The 16,411-nt window shown below is 57.1% G+C and carries 15 protein-coding genes, 1 pseudogene and 1 other annotated feature; of the genes and pseudogenes, 11 read left to right on the top strand and 5 right to left on the bottom strand.

What is annotated here, in order from left to right; translation table 11 throughout:
• The first annotated feature begins 734 nt into the window (after window positions 1-734).
• Both AC07E3_RS15755 and AC07E3_RS15760 read left to right on the top strand, forming a co-directional pair.
• Window positions 735-1,457 carry a hypothetical protein gene (locus tag AC07E3_RS15755; RefSeq protein ID WP_478363202.1) on the top strand — a complete coding sequence of 241 codons (723 nt, stop codon included), beginning with the start codon at window positions 735-737 and terminating at the stop codon, window positions 1,455-1,457.
• 2 nt (window positions 1,458-1,459) lie between these two features.
• Window positions 1,460-2,701 carry a radical SAM protein gene (locus AC07E3_RS15760; RefSeq protein ID WP_478363318.1) on the top strand — a complete coding sequence of 414 codons (1,242 nt, stop codon included), beginning with the start codon at window positions 1,460-1,462 and terminating at the stop codon, window positions 2,699-2,701.
• A 147-nt stretch (window positions 2,702-2,848) separates the two neighbouring features.
• Here the strand turns inward: AC07E3_RS15760 and AC07E3_RS15765 are convergent, their stop codons facing one another.
• Window positions 2,849-3,283 (bottom strand): RrF2 family transcriptional regulator, encoded by a 435-nt coding sequence (locus AC07E3_RS15765; protein ID WP_478363204.1) that lies wholly within the window; start codon window positions 3,281-3,283, stop codon window positions 2,849-2,851.
• An 89-nt stretch (window positions 3,284-3,372) separates the two neighbouring features.
• Here AC07E3_RS15765 and AC07E3_RS15770 point away from each other — a divergent pair, with 89 nt between their 5' ends.
• Window positions 3,373-4,428, top strand: a complete 1,056-nt coding sequence (locus AC07E3_RS15770; protein ID WP_478363206.1) for an alpha/beta fold hydrolase — start codon at window positions 3,373-3,375, stop codon at window positions 4,426-4,428.
• Between the two features lie 188 nt (window positions 4,429-4,616).
• On the opposite strand, the gene AC07E3_RS15775 is transcribed toward AC07E3_RS15770, so the two are convergent.
• Window positions 4,617-5,198 (bottom strand): SHOCT domain-containing protein, encoded by a 582-nt coding sequence (locus tag AC07E3_RS15775; RefSeq protein WP_478363208.1) that lies wholly within the window; start codon window positions 5,196-5,198, stop codon window positions 4,617-4,619.
• A gap of 121 nt (window positions 5,199-5,319) precedes the next feature.
• On the opposite strand from AC07E3_RS15775, the gene AC07E3_RS15780 reads away from it, so the two are divergent.
• Window positions 5,320-5,673: a helix-turn-helix domain-containing protein gene (locus AC07E3_RS15780; protein WP_478363210.1), complete on the top strand. Its 354-nt coding sequence runs from the start codon at window positions 5,320-5,322 to the stop codon at window positions 5,671-5,673.
• A 351-nt stretch (window positions 5,674-6,024) separates the two neighbouring features.
• On the top strand, window positions 6,025-6,537 hold the full coding sequence (locus AC07E3_RS15785; protein WP_478363211.1) for a hypothetical protein: 513 nt from the start codon (window positions 6,025-6,027) through the stop codon (window positions 6,535-6,537).
• Between the two features lie 119 nt (window positions 6,538-6,656).
• On the opposite strand, the gene AC07E3_RS15790 is transcribed toward AC07E3_RS15785, so the two are convergent.
• Window positions 6,657-7,187, bottom strand: coding sequence for a PRC-barrel domain-containing protein (locus AC07E3_RS15790; protein ID WP_478363213.1), 531 nt, complete (start codon window positions 7,185-7,187; stop codon window positions 6,657-6,659).
• Between the two features lie 337 nt (window positions 7,188-7,524).
• On the opposite strand from AC07E3_RS15790, the pseudogene AC07E3_RS15795 reads away from it, so the two are divergent.
• Window positions 7,525-8,755 (top strand): annotated as a pseudogene (locus tag AC07E3_RS15795) (IS3 family transposase).
• Window positions 7,806-7,922 (top strand) — a sequence feature (AL1L pseudoknot). It overlaps the preceding pseudogene by 117 nt.
• A gap of 456 nt (window positions 8,756-9,211) precedes the next feature.
• Here AC07E3_RS15795 and AC07E3_RS15800 read toward each other — a convergent pair.
• Window positions 9,212-9,493, bottom strand: a complete 282-nt coding sequence (locus tag AC07E3_RS15800) for a DUF3862 domain-containing protein (RefSeq protein ID WP_478363215.1) — start codon at window positions 9,491-9,493, stop codon at window positions 9,212-9,214.
• A gap of 336 nt (window positions 9,494-9,829) precedes the next feature.
• On the opposite strand from AC07E3_RS15800, the gene AC07E3_RS15805 reads away from it, so the two are divergent.
• The 4 genes from AC07E3_RS15805 (at window position 9,830) to AC07E3_RS15820 (ending at window position 13,515) form a co-directional block, all read left to right on the top strand.
• Window positions 9,830-10,342 (top strand): hypothetical protein, encoded by a 513-nt coding sequence (locus tag AC07E3_RS15805; protein ID WP_478363217.1) that lies wholly within the window; start codon window positions 9,830-9,832, stop codon window positions 10,340-10,342.
• A 525-nt stretch (window positions 10,343-10,867) separates the two neighbouring features.
• On the top strand, window positions 10,868-11,491 hold the full coding sequence (locus AC07E3_RS15810) for a glutathione S-transferase family protein (RefSeq protein WP_336070611.1): 624 nt from the start codon (window positions 10,868-10,870) through the stop codon (window positions 11,489-11,491).
• A 187-nt stretch (window positions 11,492-11,678) separates the two neighbouring features.
• Window positions 11,679-12,383, top strand: coding sequence for a GntR family transcriptional regulator (locus AC07E3_RS15815; RefSeq protein ID WP_336070609.1), 705 nt, complete (start codon window positions 11,679-11,681; stop codon window positions 12,381-12,383).
• A 169-nt stretch (window positions 12,384-12,552) separates the two neighbouring features.
• Complete coding sequence (locus AC07E3_RS15820) at window positions 12,553-13,515, top strand: dihydrodipicolinate synthase family protein (RefSeq protein WP_322340082.1); 963 nt, start codon at window positions 12,553-12,555, stop codon at window positions 13,513-13,515.
• A 41-nt stretch (window positions 13,516-13,556) separates the two neighbouring features.
• Here AC07E3_RS15820 and AC07E3_RS15825 read toward each other — a convergent pair whose 3' ends face one another.
• The gene (locus tag AC07E3_RS15825; protein WP_090329028.1) at window positions 13,557-14,585 is read right to left on the bottom strand and encodes an Ldh family oxidoreductase; all 1,029 of its coding nucleotides are present in this window, start codon (window positions 14,583-14,585) and stop codon (window positions 13,557-13,559) included.
• 145 nt (window positions 14,586-14,730) lie between these two features.
• On the opposite strand from AC07E3_RS15825, the gene AC07E3_RS15830 reads away from it, so the two are divergent.
• A complete protein-coding gene (locus tag AC07E3_RS15830) occupies window positions 14,731-16,248 on the top strand; it encodes an aldehyde dehydrogenase (NADP(+)) (RefSeq protein WP_478363222.1) in 1,518 nt (505 codons plus the stop codon).
• The last annotated feature ends 163 nt before the right edge of the window (window positions 16,249-16,411 follow it).

Genomic DNA, 16,411 nt, shown 5'->3' on the forward strand with positions numbered 1-16,411 from the left:
GCTTGAACTCGCGGCTAAACTTCCTTCTCTGCATTCACAAACTCCGGTTTCGTCAAAAACACCTTATCTCGGTGTCCACGAAACCGGCAGCAGGCCAGTGCGATGGGGCAGGCGTGGAAGGGTATCAGTGGCGTTCGGATCGAGCGCCGTCTTGTTGGGCAATCTTTTCCGCTACACAGCTTGGCGGAGCTGGCCAATCCATTCTCCAGTCTGAAGCTTGTCGAGGACCTACCTTCGCCACCTGGTGGAGAAGCCCCAGCCAAAGCCCCATGGCAGTGGCTTATGTTTTGCGACAGCGTTCAGGTGCGTGGTTTAAGCAATGCTCTGTCGCTGCTGCCAAAGGAGCGTAGGCAGCGTTACAAGAAGCATCTCGCTGCTCACGGCAAGCCATGGTGGCAACCAGATCAGATTTGGAGCGATTGGCCGGCTGTCGCCAAAAAACTCCTGGAAGTTTAGTTTGTAGTTAGGGTATGGATTGTCGACCTTATTCCGGCGGAATTTCCCGGAAAATAAGTATCTGAAAACACGTGAAAAATTCTTTGCTTCGACGCATGGGGTGCAGCGTCCAGGCGCATTGGATGCTCTTTTAGGAAAGGGTTGGAGTGGTGCTGTTGTCGGTGCAATTAATTGCACACAGTAAGCGACATTTGTCAGTAGACAGGAAACTAATCCATATACAGTTTGACCCCAGCGTGCTTTACCCGTCGTATTGATGTTCGTATGCGAGGAATGCAGTGATCATCAGCTTGTTCAAGAATTGGTGGCTGACTTGGCGAGAGGTAGCCGGGCATTGGCAGAACCTGCGACACTATTTTAAACCGGCTGTTGTCAAAGCATTCATCGGTTGGTTTGCCCTGGCCCCGATCGCACTAAGCATAATCGAGGATTTTCCCGAAACAGTCCCAATTCAGTTGGGGAAGCAGTCTTACGTCCTACAGTTGGCGCTCCCGTTCAATTGGTATCTGCTTTGGTTCGCTTCACTGGCGTATTTTATCGCATTCGTGACATACCAAATAGCTTGCCCACGCTTCGTTCGTGAGTTTCCTAATTTCGCTGAGTTTCTGAAACAATCCCACTCACCCCGTTTTCTTACCTGGGAGTTGAGCCGCGTCTGGCGAGCAGAACTTGATCGTAAACGCATTGCGCAGCGTCTTATAGAAAAGAAAATTGCGACTAGAGTGGAGGGGCCTGCGCCCAAGCACAATCCCAGTGTGTTGGAACGTGGCACTGTTTTCGTGTTTGAGTGGGATGATGTATTTTGGGAGGTTGTCGCTCACGACGACGATAACGAAAATCGTCAGAGAGAATTATTTTGGGAGATATTCGGCCCTGCCGCGAGATACGGTATGATGCGGCGGAACATTACGTGGGCTGCATTAACCGTTTCGTTTTTTTTGGTATTTATAGTCGTTTTCCAGCAAATCTACTTCGTATTAAAGTTCCTTCTATTCGGCTAAACGTGAGAAATTACAAGTACGCACTAAGCATTACGAGCCAAGTCCCTTTCTGTAGCGTACCTATCCGCCTGGACGCGTTTGACCGCTGCCAGTTCGCGTGCGCCTACTGTTTCGCTAAAGCCAGGGGAGGGGCCAGGGGAATGAGCGCAGCATCAGCTGCATCCCCTACAGCAATTCGAAACCGTTTAAAGCGGGTGGCGGAAAATCAAATCGCAAGCGCACTCGATGAGATGCTTGCCAAAGGGGTTCCGATCCAGTTCGGAGGTATGACCGATCCATTCTCGCCATTGGAGCAAAAGCATGGTGTAGGGCTGAGAATTCTTCAGACCCTGGCCGAGTACGACTATCCTACGCTCATCAGCACCAAAAGCACTCTGCTGCAATCTCCCGTGTACCTAGACGTTCTCAAACGAGGGAACTTTTATGTACGAATTTCTTACACTGGCGCACCAGCCGAGTTGGCGAGACAGCTCGAAAAGCAAGTTCCCGCGCAAGAGGAGCGGTTGCACCTTGTGACTTCTCTTGCAGAGCAAGGAATACCTGTCTCATGCAGACTGCAACCGTTACTGATAGGGGCAGAAGAGGATGCGGTATCTCTGATAAAGAAATTGGGTCAGCGAGGTGCTCGGCACGTTTCCGTGGAATATCTTAAGTGGCCAGTAGAGCACACCGGTCATCATAGCAAGTTGCTCGACCGGCTGCTTCCTGGAATGCGAAGTGCATATCAAAACTTCGGGGCCTCTCGTGTCGGGCGTGAGTATGTACTGCCTGCTGAGATTAAGCTGGCAAATCTGCTCAAAATTCGTGCTGTAACGAAAAACAGCGGGATGCTCTTCGGGTTTGCAGATAATGATCTCTTACACCTGAACGACTTCAGGGCGTGTTGCAACGCCTCAGATATATTCTTGCGTGACGCTCACTTTTTTGACGCCACCATCTTAGGCGCGATAAAACGCGGATTGCCCAATGGAGAAATTCGCTTCTCCGATGTTCACAATAGCTGGTGTCCGGTCAAAAGTATCAATAACTATTTAAACTCCAGGTCGAGGCCAAGCCCGCGTAAAAAAGCGGTAAAGTCTGAATGGGAGGATTACCTTCGCGAAAAATGGAACGGTCCCCCCATCAGAGGTGGGCCCTCATCATTCTGGGGAATTAAGTTGGCTGGCCAGAAAGACCAATCAGGCGACTCGATCTACGTGCCATCCACATCACTGATGGATGTGATGAACTGCACTTCTGATTGAAATGCAGAATGCATGCTGTCGAGTAGCGCACCATAATTAGATAGCAGCGCCCCTTGTGCAATGTAAGCGGTGCCTCTTGCACACTGACGAAACATCTGTTCGCGCCAGGGTCATCGCCTATTCGACAAAGCGCTTGCAGCAATCAGCCTAGTGAGAGGTCCCTGACGCCTCATGTTTGGCATCGTTCGCTATCTGCGCCAGTGTCGTGGCGGCGTACTTCGCAATAAGATGGGCCTCTGCAGCAGCATGCGCGTTTTCCAGCACAGAATTCGATGCGCGCTCGACTGGGCAGGTTGGGTGATCTCGTGAGATGGGAGCGGCGAGGATAGGGCCCTTTGTTAGAGCGAGCTGGACGTCAAGCACAGTGACCTCATCAAGCGATCGGGTCAGTTTCCAACCGCCTCCTCGGCCACCTTCGGACTCGACGATCCCATCGTCGCGGAGTGCTCCAAGCGTGCGGCGCACAACAACAGGATTTGTGTTGAGCATTAACGCAATTCGTTCTGACGTTTCCCTGCCACCGAGTAGTCCCATGTGAACCAGCACATGCAGCATTCTGGCCAGCCGACCGTCGGTCGTCATTCCGCACCTTTCTGCAACAATAATAGTTACGGTATGTTGACATTCGCTCTAAGCGTAACACATATTGTTACGCGATAGAAGGAGCGCAAATGCAACGCCGCCAGTTTCTGATTTTCTCGCCGGTCGTGTTTGCCTTTCCCTCAATCGCCCTGCCAGCAATTCAGGAGGCGTCCGTGAAAGAGACACTTATCAAGACCCGCACGATCAACATGAGCATCCTCGATGCCGGTGAAGGCCTGTTGGTTCTCTTCTGCCACGGTTTCCCTGAGACCAAATACGCATGGCGACACCAGATTGATGCACTCGCAAAAGCTGGTTACCGCGCTGTTGCGCCGGATATGCGAGGCTATGGCAGTTCCGACGCGCCGGAACATACGGATCAATACACGGTATTTCACGCGGTTGGCGACCTGGTGGCACTGCTTGATGCGCTTGGTGAGCAACAGGCCGTCGTCGTCGGTCATGATTGGGGTGCTACAATTGCATGGCAAGCCGCGCTGATGCGGCCAGATCGGTTCCGTGCTGTCGTCGCACTCAGCGTGCCGATGATGGGACAGCCGCCGGTGCCGCCATCGAAGATTTTCCCGCGGACCGAAGATGCACTTTTCTACACGCTGTATTTTCAAGAACCCAAGCTCGCCGATGAGGAGTTTAACCGCGATGTGAGCTTGACTCTCCGCAAGCTCATTTTCGCAGCGAGCGGGGAAGCAGGCCGACGTGAGCCAGGCGACGGAACACCCAATCCATTCGGAATGGTCGCGAAGAGCACCGGGTTGCTGGCGAGCCTCCCAACTCCCGCCAAGCTGCCGGACTGGCTCCCCAGCCGCGAATTCGAACAAATGGTCAGAGCCTTCGAGTTGACAAGCTTCACCGGAGGATTGAACTACTATCGCAACCTTGATCGCAACTGGGAACTGCAGCAAGCCTACGTCGGCCAGCAGGTCCAGGTGCCGGCGCTTTTCATGATCGGCGAACGCGATACTGGCCTCGCCATACCCGGCATGGATCAGATTATTGCTGCAATGCCGAACCTGGTTCCTGGCTTACGAGGCTCCCATGTTCTTCGAGGCGCGGGCCATTGGCTTCAGCAAGAGCGAGCGAAGGAAGTATCGGAGTTAGCGATCAAGTTTCTGGGCGAGCTGTAGACCTCCCGGATCGGATTGCCTCTCGTCTGGCCGAAACTCCCTTTGCTCATCCATGGAAAGCCGATCACAGATCAGCGATGACAGGGCATCGTGGGGGCAGAACACCGCTTACTTGTGCAATTAATTGCACAAGGGATTTCCTCCAGCTTTGTGGTGAACCGGACCCCAGCGCAAAGTCTTGGCAAGCTTCATTGGGCGCATTTCTTCAGCCCACGCGATATCCATTCATTGGGGACTCCGGCTTTGATATGCTCATACTCGTCGCGGACGACAAAGGGACGAGGGTCTGGAAATCCACCTGCGCCCATAGCGGCTCCATTCAAGCCATACACAACTCCGCCGCCGTCATATTGGATTGTCACCATCGGCCTCCCCGTCTCGCTGTCGACAAAGCAGCGAACGATGGCTGACTCAAACCGGTAATAGGGCCAACGTTCCCCGTACTCATCGCGGGACACACGAAATCCAGGCCCATACTCGCTCACATCAAGGAGGTCATTGCTGCCAAGCTGGGTGAGGTCGAGAATCTTCGCCGATGGCTGGACGCTTTCCCCTCTCTTGGAGGTGACATACCCCAATGCCGTCAGCGCAACCAGTAAAGTCACCCACAGCTGCCATTTCGGAGTGGTAGCCTTGTCGGATTTCAAGCGTTGAAAGACCCCCTGCTGCGGTTTGCTGGCTTCTTCCTCCAGAAGTTTCTTGGCAAGCTCATACTCTTCGGCGGAAATCTCTCCGCTGGCTCTCATGCTGCGCAGTTTAACTAAGCTCATGGCACCCTTACTCCGCATTAAGTCCGGTCGGACATTCAAATCCGTATAGTTATCCGTACTCCAGAAAACTTTCGGAGAAGTATCTGTTTAAAGTTGCCAACCCGTATTTCACTACGGGTGAATGGACACCAAGCAGAAACTGGGCCTTCGCCTCCGAGCTATCCGCAAGGAACGGCATCTGACCCAAGAAGAGCTGGCTTCACGAATGGGGCGCTCGGTTGACGCATTGTCAAATATTGAACGTGGGAAAAGCCTGCCGAGCTTCGGTACGATAGAACAGCTTTGCAGGGTCCTCGATGTCCCGCTCAAGACGCTGTTCGACTTTGAAAGCACACCAATGTCGCATCGCAAAACCCAGATGCTCGAGGAACTCCAGACGATCGCACGCGGTTTGACCGAAGCAGACCTACAACTGGCGCTTGATCAGATTAAGGTGCTCAGCCGTCGAAGGGGGATACAGCGATCCAAGGTTTAGCTGAACACACCCCAGTGTTTTTGATGCTCTGGGCCATGGCTTTGCGGCTGCTGCTTTTCCAAGCTTGGTCATCATGATCGGCAGGGGGCGTCAAATCAGGGTCTACAAGGATGGCCTCTCCTCGCGCAGGTAAAGGAATGAGGCTGCCGCGCATCTGTTGGGATCTCCACATGCTCATTCTATCGTATCTCGGTCACGATCATTGGTGAGACGGTGAGCGGCGCCCGTAGATCATACCCTGTTCGCCCCTGCCGGTTTCGCTGGTAGGGGCGTTTTTTGCATTGCGGCAGAATGATGATATCCAGCGGACTGTGATCGATGGCGGCGAGGTACTCAGCTAAGGAACGCTCAATGATCGTTTGGCAGTGGAACATCTTCGGTTCTTCCAATCAGGGTGGGGCAACGTGGACGCACATGCTCACTGTATTTGTGCTGTTGAGCGCGGTGTCTCCGAATACCTTATTGTTCGCGCAGGGCTTGGATAGCGATGAAGCGATCGACACCATCGTCGGGTCGGACGTTAAGACCGAACGGACGCAGGCAAAAGCCGATGCAGCGCGAATTGTGGCGGCGATTTCCAACACGCATGAGAATGCGGAGCGTGTTCGGAAGACATTTAACCTCGACGAATTGGACATCGTTTTCGTACCCGACATTGATGAGGAGAAGACGCCGATAGACGACGCGCTACTGAAACACGAAACTGAAATCGCCGTTTTGCGAGAGTCAATCGAAGGCAGTGCTCTTTTCTATCACGCCGTGGACTCCCGTTCGATCTTGCTGCGCGACATCATTGCGATGGAGTATGGCGACGGTGGTAAGGTAACGATATTTGTGCGCGGAGAGCCCACGGGCCGCAACTGATGACTCAGTCAGCCTTTTATTCGAATAGAGACGTGAATTGCCGACCTACGGACGAAGGCTCGCGTTGCCGCCTGGCGGAGACAACGCGTGTGAACTAGTCTTGGTCGAGTAAAGGCAGGCTATTGCTCTTGCTGAGCTTCAACTTGCTCGGCTCGGGCCTTTTCCTCCGCAGCTTTGATTTCCTCTGCCGTTGCAGGCTTTGGTTCGGCAATATCTGCATCAGCCGGCATTGGCTGGTAAGCTGATCGATCAAAGTCATCCAGGGCTTTCAACGCTTCGGCATTGGTTTCAATGACCAGCCACCGGTTACCGTCCAACTCGGCCCAACTTGCCACATCGTATTGTAGTGCGACTTCTTTCTGGCCGATGCCTAAAAATCCGCCGACGCCAACAATGACTGCATCAACCTCACCATCTTCACTGATCACGAGGTCGTTCACCTTTCCGATGTTCTGCGCATCCTCTCCCTGGCCGCTGTACACGGATTTGCCGATTATGTTAGATGCAAGAAATCCAGATGCACGCACAACCATTTCGACTTCAGGCTGAACCGGAACAGGTTCCGTTGGGGCAGGGTTGGTCGTCTGAGCGATTGAATTGCTCGCCAACAGGCCGACAGCTGCGCTGGTTATCAGCAGTTTCCTGATCATGCTCAATTCTCCTACTGTCATGGGCGTGCCCGGCGGGAATAGATTTGCGGGCAATCGTACCCACCCACTCAACTCAGATGGTCTGGATCGAGTTCCATATAGCCATTCACAACTTGTTCTGGCTCGTCTGGGCAAGAGATTGACGAACCCCTGAAACGAATACCCCGCCTAGCAGTACGGGGGGCAAGGCGGGGCTTCAAAAATGGCGCGTACTCAGAACCAATCGCGCAATGAGGATATTGGCCCTGGCATGGTAAACGATTGATGAACCATCATAAGAATACTGAACCGCGCCGGGTTTGCCGGAGGCTCCAACTCCTGAGTAGGATGGAGCACGATGAGCAAAACGACGAACAAGTTTTCCCTTGAAGTCCGCGAACGGGCGATTCGCCTTGTGCTGGACAATGAAGGCCAGCACGGCTCTCGCTGGCAGGCGATCGTATCAATTGCGGTGAAGATCGGCTGCTCAGCGCACACGCTGTACGAATGGGTCAAGAGATCCGAGGTTGATAGTGGTGCGCGGGCCGGTATCCCGGCGGAAATGGCCGAGAAGATGAAGGCCCTGGAGCGGGAGAACCGTGAGCTTCGTCAGGTCAACGATATCCTGCGCAAGGCATCAGCATATTTTGCCCAGGCGGAGCTCGACCGCCCATTGAAGCGATGATTTCCTTCATCGATGAACATCGCCCGGTGTTCGGGGTCGAGCCGATTTGCAGAGTTCTGCCAATTGCCCCGTCGACTTTTTACGAGAATATCGCCAAGCGGGTGGACGTGGATCGTCTGTCGTCCCGCGCTCGCCGCGATATCGCTCTGAAGATCGAGATACGCCGTGTCTTTGAGGAGAACTTCCGGGTCTATGGTGTGCGCAAGGTCTGGCGGCAATTGCAGCGGGAGGGTTTCGATGTTGCCCGCTGCGCGGTGGCACGGCTTATGAGGGCTATGGGGCTTCAGGGGATCATTCGTGGCAAACCGGTCAAAACGACGTTCCCGGACAAGTCGGCCCCCCAGTCCGCTCGACCGTGTGAACCGCCAATTCAAGGTACCGGCGCCGGACAGGCTCTGGGTTTCGGACTTCACGTATGTTGGCCACTTGGCAGGGCTTCGTCTACGTCGCCTTCGTCATCGACGCATTTGCCCGGCGTATCGTCGGCTGGCGCGTCAGCCGGACGGCGCATGCGACCTTCGTTCTCGATGCCCTGGAGCAGGCGCTTCATGATCGGCGTCCCGCCTACGGCGGCGGCCTCGTGCACCACTCCGACAGGGGAGTTCAATACGTGTCCATTCGCTATTCCGCGCGACTGGCCGAGGCCGGGATCGAACCGTCGGTCGGCAGCGTCGGTGATTCTTATGACAATGCCCTCGCCGAAACGATCAACGGTCTCTTCAAGGCCGAGGTCATTCATCGGCGCGGGCTGTGGCGAAGCTTCGAAGCCGTCGAGTTCGCAACACTCGAATGGGTCGACTGGTTCAATCACCGGCGCTTGCTGGAGCCCATAGGAAACATCCCTCCGGCTGAAGCTGAGGAACAATATTTCGCCATGCTGGATCAAACGGCCGTGGCCGCATAACTTAAACCAAATGGCTCCGGCAAACCCGGCGCGGTTCAATACCGATGGAGAGTGGCTGGCAGCTCAGGGAAGACTTCGGAACTAATCGGTAAAGAAACGGCGTATCAATCATTCCCCTGGCACTATTCACATTCACCTGAACAGCAATTCGAACACGCCATAGATAATGGCGACGGTCGCGAAGGATGTAGCGATGCAGACCAAAAGCAGCGGCCAGTTCATCTTGTGACGCCTCAATTCCGAAAATTCCTGTCTCACTTCTACCCCGTCAAATAAATCGCTACAGCGTAGATCGATGCGATCATTACGACGGCGAACAGTGCGCTGACGAAAACCACCTTCCATTCCCTCGATTTGTAGCCCTCCTGCCGGTTATTACGTGCCGGAAACGAAACATCGGTCTTGAGGGAACGCCGACAGCATTGAATGTATCTTGGATAGAACCCAGGCGTGATCTCATTTCAAGCCGAATTGCGCCTTCTGGATAAGCCTATCGTTCTGGAACATCGCATTCACGTTCCCGCCCAGGCTATTTCCCTCCCACATCATCATGATGGTTTTGAAGCTGCCCATTTCGGAACTGCTCATTTCCTCTCCTTCGCAGCCGAGGACATCTACCGCTTGTCGGTATCTCATCCCCGTTTCGAGGGCATCATACTGGGCCTTTGTGACTGTGCAGTCGGAAGCAAATGCGGGGCTGGATAGGACCGCGAGCAAGAGTGAAATGATGATGCGCATGAGTTCCCCCTCTAATCGTCTTCCTCTGCCAAATCTTTGATTTCGATTTCGCCGGCGTCAAAGCCTCGTTGCTCTCGGGCGGTAATATTTCTGCCCGGTACCTGAAGCGCAAGCCAACCGGTGGCTGGCAGCGCTGCATTCACCAGATCATTATGGGTTGCAGAGGACTGTAACGCATCTCAATTGCGGCCTTCGAATAGCCGCGAATTCTCCGGTCTCCCATTTTTGAAGGCTAATGCAGCAAGGGGCTAGGATCAGTGGCGTCGCACTAGGATATTGATATTAAGTGATAATTTGTCAGGCTTAGATATGTATCCCATGTAGTCGGAGTTCGTTGTGCCAGATAAATCGTCCGAGTTTGAACAGAAGGTGGAGTTCATAGCCAATTTCCTTGGCGACAACTTTTTGAGGGCGGCCAGAGGATTGCGGGAACTGCAGGACGAGCGTCCTGATATCTTCCTGAAGGTCGCCCAACTCGCGGGGCTCAGCAACCGCAAGGCATATGCTCTTGCCCGGATCGCTCGACAGTTTGAGAATGTGCCGGAGCAACGATTGTTCGTCATCGGCTGGACGAAGCTACAGATCATCGGTCGCTACCTGACAGAGAACAATTCTGAGTATCTGCTTCAACTGGCTGAGCAATTCACGGCACACGATCTTGAAGTCCAGTTGCGAGGAGAGACACCGGTCCAGGACGCTCGTGTGGTTCAGCTCTATCTATCGCAAGGTGACTACGCTCGGCTTCGAGAGATGTTGATCTCGTTCGGGGCCATGCCGAGCGGCAATGGGCTTGCGAAGATGGAGGACGCGCTGATGAAGCTGGTAGAGAAAGTCGCGCCGCAGGGTTGATGTCAAGCGCGCGTAAGATGGTCGGCTGCGCGCGCATGTGGCACGCTGGGAGGCGGGAGGTACTCAATTTATGAAGGAGGCCATGATGTGTGGCTGGCGATGCCGAAGTCGGCGACTAAATTCTGAAGGGCGATCCAGACAAGGCATTGAGCTGGACGACGAGCTCCGTCGGGTCCAGCATGACCTGACTGTCATCAAGTGGCTGACAGTATTCTCACTGGGGTTGACGGTAATTCTTCTAGCAGCAGATTTCTAGGGCACAGCCGGCATCTGATGCTTCCATCGGGAACACGAGCGTGGTATACACGTGATTGACTCAGGCTGCGTAAGTGACTGAATTTCTTTATGATGGGTGCCCGAGGATGATCATCCCCTTGGCTCCACCAATTCTCCTCTGAAATTCCGACAGATCGACCGCTCCTTCGGGGCGCCCCTTCGCGCACCTTGATCCGCAGGGAAAATCGGGCAATCGTGCCGGCGGCACCATGCCGCCTGGGGAGCACCGGTTGAACTGGATTGGATGTCATGAGTGATCTGATTGTCTGGACGTATGACTGGGTTCCTGAGGGTCCCCGCGGTTTTGTGCGCGACTTAAGGCTGAGATGGGCATGCGAGGAGGCCGGATTGGCCTACGCCGTTCGCACCGTCCCCTTCAAAGATCGCGGACCGGAACATTTCGCGCACCAGCCCTTCGGTCAGGTTCCGTTTCTGAGTGACGGTGAACTTGAACTGTTCGAGAGCGGCGCATGCCTGCTGCATCTGGCCCGGAAAAGCGAAAAGCTGATGCCGCGCGACCCCGCCGGGGAAGCGCAGACCCTGCAATGGCTGGTTGCCGCGCTCAACTCGGTCGAAATGGTTTCGGTCCCCTGGTGGTTTCTGGAAGTGAGGGGCGCAGAGCAGAATCATCTGACCGGCTGGCTGGAAAGCCGCCTTGGCCATATGGAAAACGTACTCGCTGAACGGGAATGGCTGGCAGCCGACCGTTTCACGGTCGCCGATCTGCTTATGGCTGATGTCCTGCGCATCGCCAAGGTCCGGTCATTCGGTGAGCGCCCGGCAACGGAAGCCTATGTAACGCGGATCACGGACCGGCCCGCTTTTAAAAAAGCCCATGCGGACCAGATGGCGCATTTCGCAAAAGCCGATTGAGCAAAGGGGCGAACCGGTCGGATGGTCGGTCGTCGGCGCAGACTGACGACCGTCGAGCATCTTCTGAGCGGTTTGACCCCGGCCCGGCCCCTGTCCGGTCAAGTACAGCGGACAGACTTCGTGCGCACTTGACGATCACGCCCTTTCATTCCTAACAGTATTTTTCTTGTACACATGAGGATCAGACATGTCCGAAGCCGCCACGCGCAAACCCGCCGAACGCAAGCGCGGTTCCGGCGTACAGTTCGTCTACAACGTGCTGCGTGACGAAATACTGGACCTCGCGCTGGCGCCGGGTACACCGATCGACGAAATCCAGCTTGCGCAGCGTCTTTCCATGTCGCGCACGCCCATTCGTGAGGCGCTGGTGCGTCTGGCCGGTGAGGGGCTGGTCACGACCCTGCCGAACCGTTCGACCGTGGTCGCCAATATCGACTTCCTGAACCTGCACACATTCTTCGATGCGCTGACCTTGATGTATCGCGTGACGACGCGGCTCGCCGCCCTCAATCATCAGGCGGACGATCTCGTCACGATCCGCGCCCGTCAGGCCGAGTTTGCCAAAGCCGTCGAGGAACAGGACGCGCTGGCGATGATCGCCACCAATCGCGAATTCCATGCGGCCATCGCCGCGGCGGCCCGCAACCCCTATTATGAAAGCCTGTTTCTGCGCCTGCTCGATGAGGGGCGCCGGCTGCTTCGGCTTTATTATTCCTCGTTCAACGATCAATTGCCAAAACGCTACGTTGTCGAGCATGAGGACATGATCGCGGCCATTGAGGCGCGCGATGTGGAAAAGGCCGATGCGCTGGCCAATGAACACGCCGACCAGATCGTTGAGCAGATTCGCAACATGATCGCCCGCGACCATCGCCAGAAGATCGCGCTTTAGCATCAAAACCCAGGAAAACGCTCCGCCTCTGAAATACAGCAGTGCTGTTGCGCGAAAATTTGTGTCGACAAAAAAAATACAAGTGATATTTTGCCGATGATCCAAACTGTGAGCGGCCGGCTGCGGATGCATTGCGGCGCACGAGATCAGGCATTTGAAGGAGATCGGCATGACCAATCATATTTTCTCGGGATGCATTCCCGCCCTGATGACCCCCTGCAAGGCTGATCGCAGCCCGGACTTCGATGCGCTGGTGCGCAAGGGCAGGGAGCTGATCGCAGCCGGCATGCGCGCCGTGGTCTATTGCGGTTCCATGGGCGATTGGCCGCTTCTGACTGACGCGCAGCGCATGGAAGGTGTTGCCCGGCTGGTTGAGGCCGGCGTGCCGGTCATCGTCGGCACGGGTGCGGTGAACACGGCAAGCGCCGTGGCCCATGCGGCGCACGCGGCCGAGGTCGGTGCCGAGGGTCTCATGGTCATCCCGCGTGTCCTGTCGCGCGGCAGCTCGCCGGCCGCGCAGCGGAACCACTTCAAGGCCATTCTTTCGGCTGCGCCCGATCTGCCGGCGGTGATCTATAACAGCCCCTATTACGGGTTTGCCACCCGGGCGGACCTCTTCTTCGCCCTGCGTGCCGAGCATCCCAACCTGGTCGGCTTCAAGGAGTTCGGCGGCGCAGCCGATCTGCGCTATGCAGCGGAGAACATCACCAGCGGCGACCCTGACATCAAGCTGATGATCGGTGTCGACACCACGGTCTATCACGGCTTCGTCAACTGCGGCGCCGATGGTGCCATCACCGGCATCGGCAATGTGCTTCCCCGCGAAGTCCTGCATCTCGTCGCGCTGAGCCAGGCCGCTGCGGCCGGTGATGCGGATGCGCGTCAGCGGGCTTCCGAGCTCGATGCAGCGCTTGCAGTGCTCTCCTCTTTCGATGAGGGGGCGGATCTCGTTCTCTACTACAAATACCTTATGGTGCTGAACGGAGACGAGGAATACCGCCTGCACTTCAATGAGACGGATGAACTCTCGGAGAGCCAGCGTGGCTATGCCGAAGCCCAGTACAAATTGTTCCGCGACTGGTACGCGAACTGGAGCAAGCTGCCGGGCGCAGTGGCAAAATACGCAGCTTGACCCTGTGGAAGAGCCCTCCCGGACCGGGAGGGCTCCTGTGTTTAAACGGCGTCGAGCCCTTTTTCGCGCAGGCGCTCGAGCAGCGCCATTTCTTCGGCAGTGAGGCGGATGCCTTCGGCAAGCGCCTTCTCCCGAGCGGCAAACCGGCGCTGAGAGGGCAGTCGCGCGCCCTGGCCGACCATGGCCTCGAACAGGGTCTCGGCTCGCGCCATCGGATCGCCCGCCCGTCCCTGTGCGAAACGGGCCGGGTCGAAGGCGAGGATCAATTCGCCATGGGCCGGTGCCAGAGCGGTGGTGCCGAGCGCTTCCAGCGCTTCCGGGCTCGTCAGATCGCCGATCATCACCCCGGCCAGCAGCTCGATCATGGTCGAGATGGCCGATCCCTTGTGCCCGCCAAACGGTAGCATCGCACCATTGAGCGCGGCTTCCGGGTCTGTCGTGGGTTTTCCGTCCGTGTCGATCGCCCAGCCTTCCGGCAGGGGCTTGCCGGCACGGCGATAAAGCTCGATCTCGCCGCGTGCCGCAACGCTGGTGGCGAAGTCGAACACATAGGGGGTCCTGCCGGGCCGTGGCCACCCAAAGGCGAACGGGTTGGTGCCCAGAAGCGGGCCGCTGCCGCCGGAAGGGGCAACGCTGGCATAGCTCGGGCACATGGCCATCGCGGCAAGCCCATGCGCGGTCAGCGCCTCGATCTCGGGCCAGAGAGCCGAAAAATGTGTGCAGTCGTTGATGACCAGGGCCGCGAGCCCGAACTGCCGGGCCTTTTCGGCCAGCACCGGGGCGCCGAGCTCGAAAGCGGCATTGGCAAAGCCGCCCTTCGCAGCAACGCGCACAATGGCGCTGTCATCGCTGGTCAGTTCAGGCTCGGCATCCGGCACGACCTTGCCGGCCTTGATGGTGCGCAGGCAGCCCTCGACACGGTAGACGCCGTGGGATTTGCAGGCGTCGCGCTCTCCCGCCACGATTGCCCGTGTGAGCGCGCCCGCATGGAGCGGCGACAAGCCTCCCTTGCGCATGATCGCCTCGACAATGTGCTCGAGGTCGCCGATGGCCAGCGTGGTCTCGGTCATAAAATATCCTTTCCTCCGGTTGCCGGGTTGCAATCTTGCATACATTTTGTATGCAGATGGCAGCCTATGCAAGATGCAGGAGTCATAACCCAGCGCTTCCTGCCTGCGCCAGATGATCCGAAACTCAAATTGAAGGAGGGGACCGATGCCCTTCATCCCACACGGAAAGCACCTGATAGCCGGCGAGTGGACCGCTGGCGGCGACACATTCGCATCGTCCCCGGCGCATGGTCCGGCGCATCGCTTTGCGATGGGCACGGTCGACCTCGTGGATCGTGCGGTTCAGGCGGCTGAAGCTGCTTTCGAGGCCTATTCGCGTCGCACGCGTCAGGAACGTGCTGCGTTTTTGGAGGCCATCGCCGATGAGATTGAAGCCCGTGGCGCCGAAATCACCGAGATCGGCACGCAGGAAACCGGTCTCCCCGCCGCGCGTCTCGAAGGAGAGCGCGGCCGCACATCCGGCCAGCTTCGCCTCTTCGCAGCCCACATCCGCAAGGGGGATTATCTCGACCGTCGCCACGACGAGGCTCTGCCGGATCGCCAGCCCGCGCCGAGGCCTGAACTGGTGATGGTGCAGCGTCCAATCGGCCCGGTTGCCGTTTTCGGCGCATCCAATTTCCCGCTCGCATTTTCGACGGCGGGCGGCGATACGGCCGCCGCGCTGGCGGCTGGCTGCCCGGTCGTGGTGAAAGGGCATGAAGCGCATCCGGGAACCGGTGAGATCGTCGCCGAGGCGATCAGGGCAGCCATCGAGAAATGCGGCATGCCGGCTGGCGTGTTCTCGCTCATCCAGGGTGGCGACCGCAGCGTCGGCCAGGCGCTGGTGCTGCACCCGCTGATCAAGGCCGTTGGCTTCACGGGCAGCCTGGCGGGCGGCCGTGCGCTGTTCGACCTGTGTGCGGCACGACCGGAGCCCATTCCGTTTTTCGGCGAACTGGGATCGATCAATCCGATGTTCGTTCTTCCGCACGCTCTCGAAGCGCGGAGCGAGGAGATCGGGCGTGGCTGGGCTACATCCCTGACCATGGGCGCGGGACAGTTCTGCACCAACCCCGGCATTGCGATTGTGATGGATGGCAAGGCAGCCGACCGTTTCGCGGACGCTGCGGCAGACGGGCTGAAGCAGGTGGATGCACAGGTGATGCTGACCGACGGCATCGCGAAGGCGTTCAATGCGGGACGTGATCAGGTTGCGCAAAGCGGTGCGGCGCGCCCGGTGATGGTGGCCGAAGCGGAGGGGCGCAAGGCTTCGCCGGCGCTCTTTGAGACCACGGCAGCGGAGTTCCTTGCAAACCCGCAGCTTCATCACGAGGTCTTTGGCCCGCTCGGACTGGTGGTGCGCGCTGGCACTGCCGAAGAGGTGGAGGCTATCGCCCGCGCTCTGGAAGGGCAGCTGACCGTGACGCTGCACCTCGACGAAGGCGACGTCGCTGCGGCCCGGGCGCTTCGCCCCGTTCTTGAGCGCAAGGCGGGACGGCTGCTCGTCAACGGGTTCCCGACCGGCGTAGAGGTGGTCGATTCCATGGTTCATGGCGGCCCCTATCCGGCCAGCACCAATTTCGGCGCCACCAGCGTCGGGACGCTTTCCATCAGGCGCTTCCTGCGCCCGGTCTGCTACCAGAACATGCCAGCGGCCCTTTTGCCGGAGGATGCGCTGGGCTGACCCCGCGGGACTGTCATTGCAACGATGGCGAGGCGTGGCACACGGCGATGTGTGCCGCGCCTTCTTGTTTCTGGTAGAGCGATCCGACAGTGCGGAAGGGTGCAAAGCCGCTTAAAAAATTTAATTATTTTTTTTGTCGACATGGAGAATTGGAGATGTATAA

This window comes from Nitratireductor lacus, from assembly GCF_056431025.1.

What these genes read in the sequence shown, in the direction of transcription:
- AC07E3_RS15765 (WP_478363204.1), bottom strand. Translation starts at nt 3,283, where the DNA reads ATGACGACCGACGGTCGGCTGGCCAGAATGCTGCATGTGCTGGTTCAC.
- AC07E3_RS15770 (WP_478363206.1), top strand. Translation starts at nt 3,373, where the DNA reads ATGCAACGCCGCCAGTTTCTGATTTTCTCGCCGGTCGTGTTTGCCTTT.
- AC07E3_RS15775 (WP_478363208.1), bottom strand. Translation starts at nt 5,198, where the DNA reads ATGAGCTTAGTTAAACTGCGCAGCATGAGAGCCAGCGGAGAGATTTCC.
- AC07E3_RS15780 (WP_478363210.1), top strand. Translation starts at nt 5,320, where the DNA reads ATGGACACCAAGCAGAAACTGGGCCTTCGCCTCCGAGCTATCCGCAAG.
- AC07E3_RS15785 (WP_478363211.1), top strand. Translation starts at nt 6,025, where the DNA reads ATGATCGTTTGGCAGTGGAACATCTTCGGTTCTTCCAATCAGGGTGGG.
- AC07E3_RS15790 (WP_478363213.1), bottom strand. Translation starts at nt 7,187, where the DNA reads ATGATCAGGAAACTGCTGATAACCAGCGCAGCTGTCGGCCTGTTGGCG.
- AC07E3_RS15800 (WP_478363215.1), bottom strand. Translation starts at nt 9,493, where the DNA reads ATGCGCATCATCATTTCACTCTTGCTCGCGGTCCTATCCAGCCCCGCA.
- AC07E3_RS15810 (WP_336070611.1), top strand. Translation starts at nt 10,868, where the DNA reads ATGAGTGATCTGATTGTCTGGACGTATGACTGGGTTCCTGAGGGTCCC.
- AC07E3_RS15815 (WP_336070609.1), top strand. Translation starts at nt 11,679, where the DNA reads ATGTCCGAAGCCGCCACGCGCAAACCCGCCGAACGCAAGCGCGGTTCC.
- AC07E3_RS15820 (WP_322340082.1), top strand. Translation starts at nt 12,553, where the DNA reads ATGACCAATCATATTTTCTCGGGATGCATTCCCGCCCTGATGACCCCC.
- AC07E3_RS15825 (WP_090329028.1), bottom strand. Translation starts at nt 14,585, where the DNA reads ATGACCGAGACCACGCTGGCCATCGGCGACCTCGAGCACATTGTCGAG.
- AC07E3_RS15830 (WP_478363222.1), top strand. Translation starts at nt 14,731, where the DNA reads ATGCCCTTCATCCCACACGGAAAGCACCTGATAGCCGGCGAGTGGACC.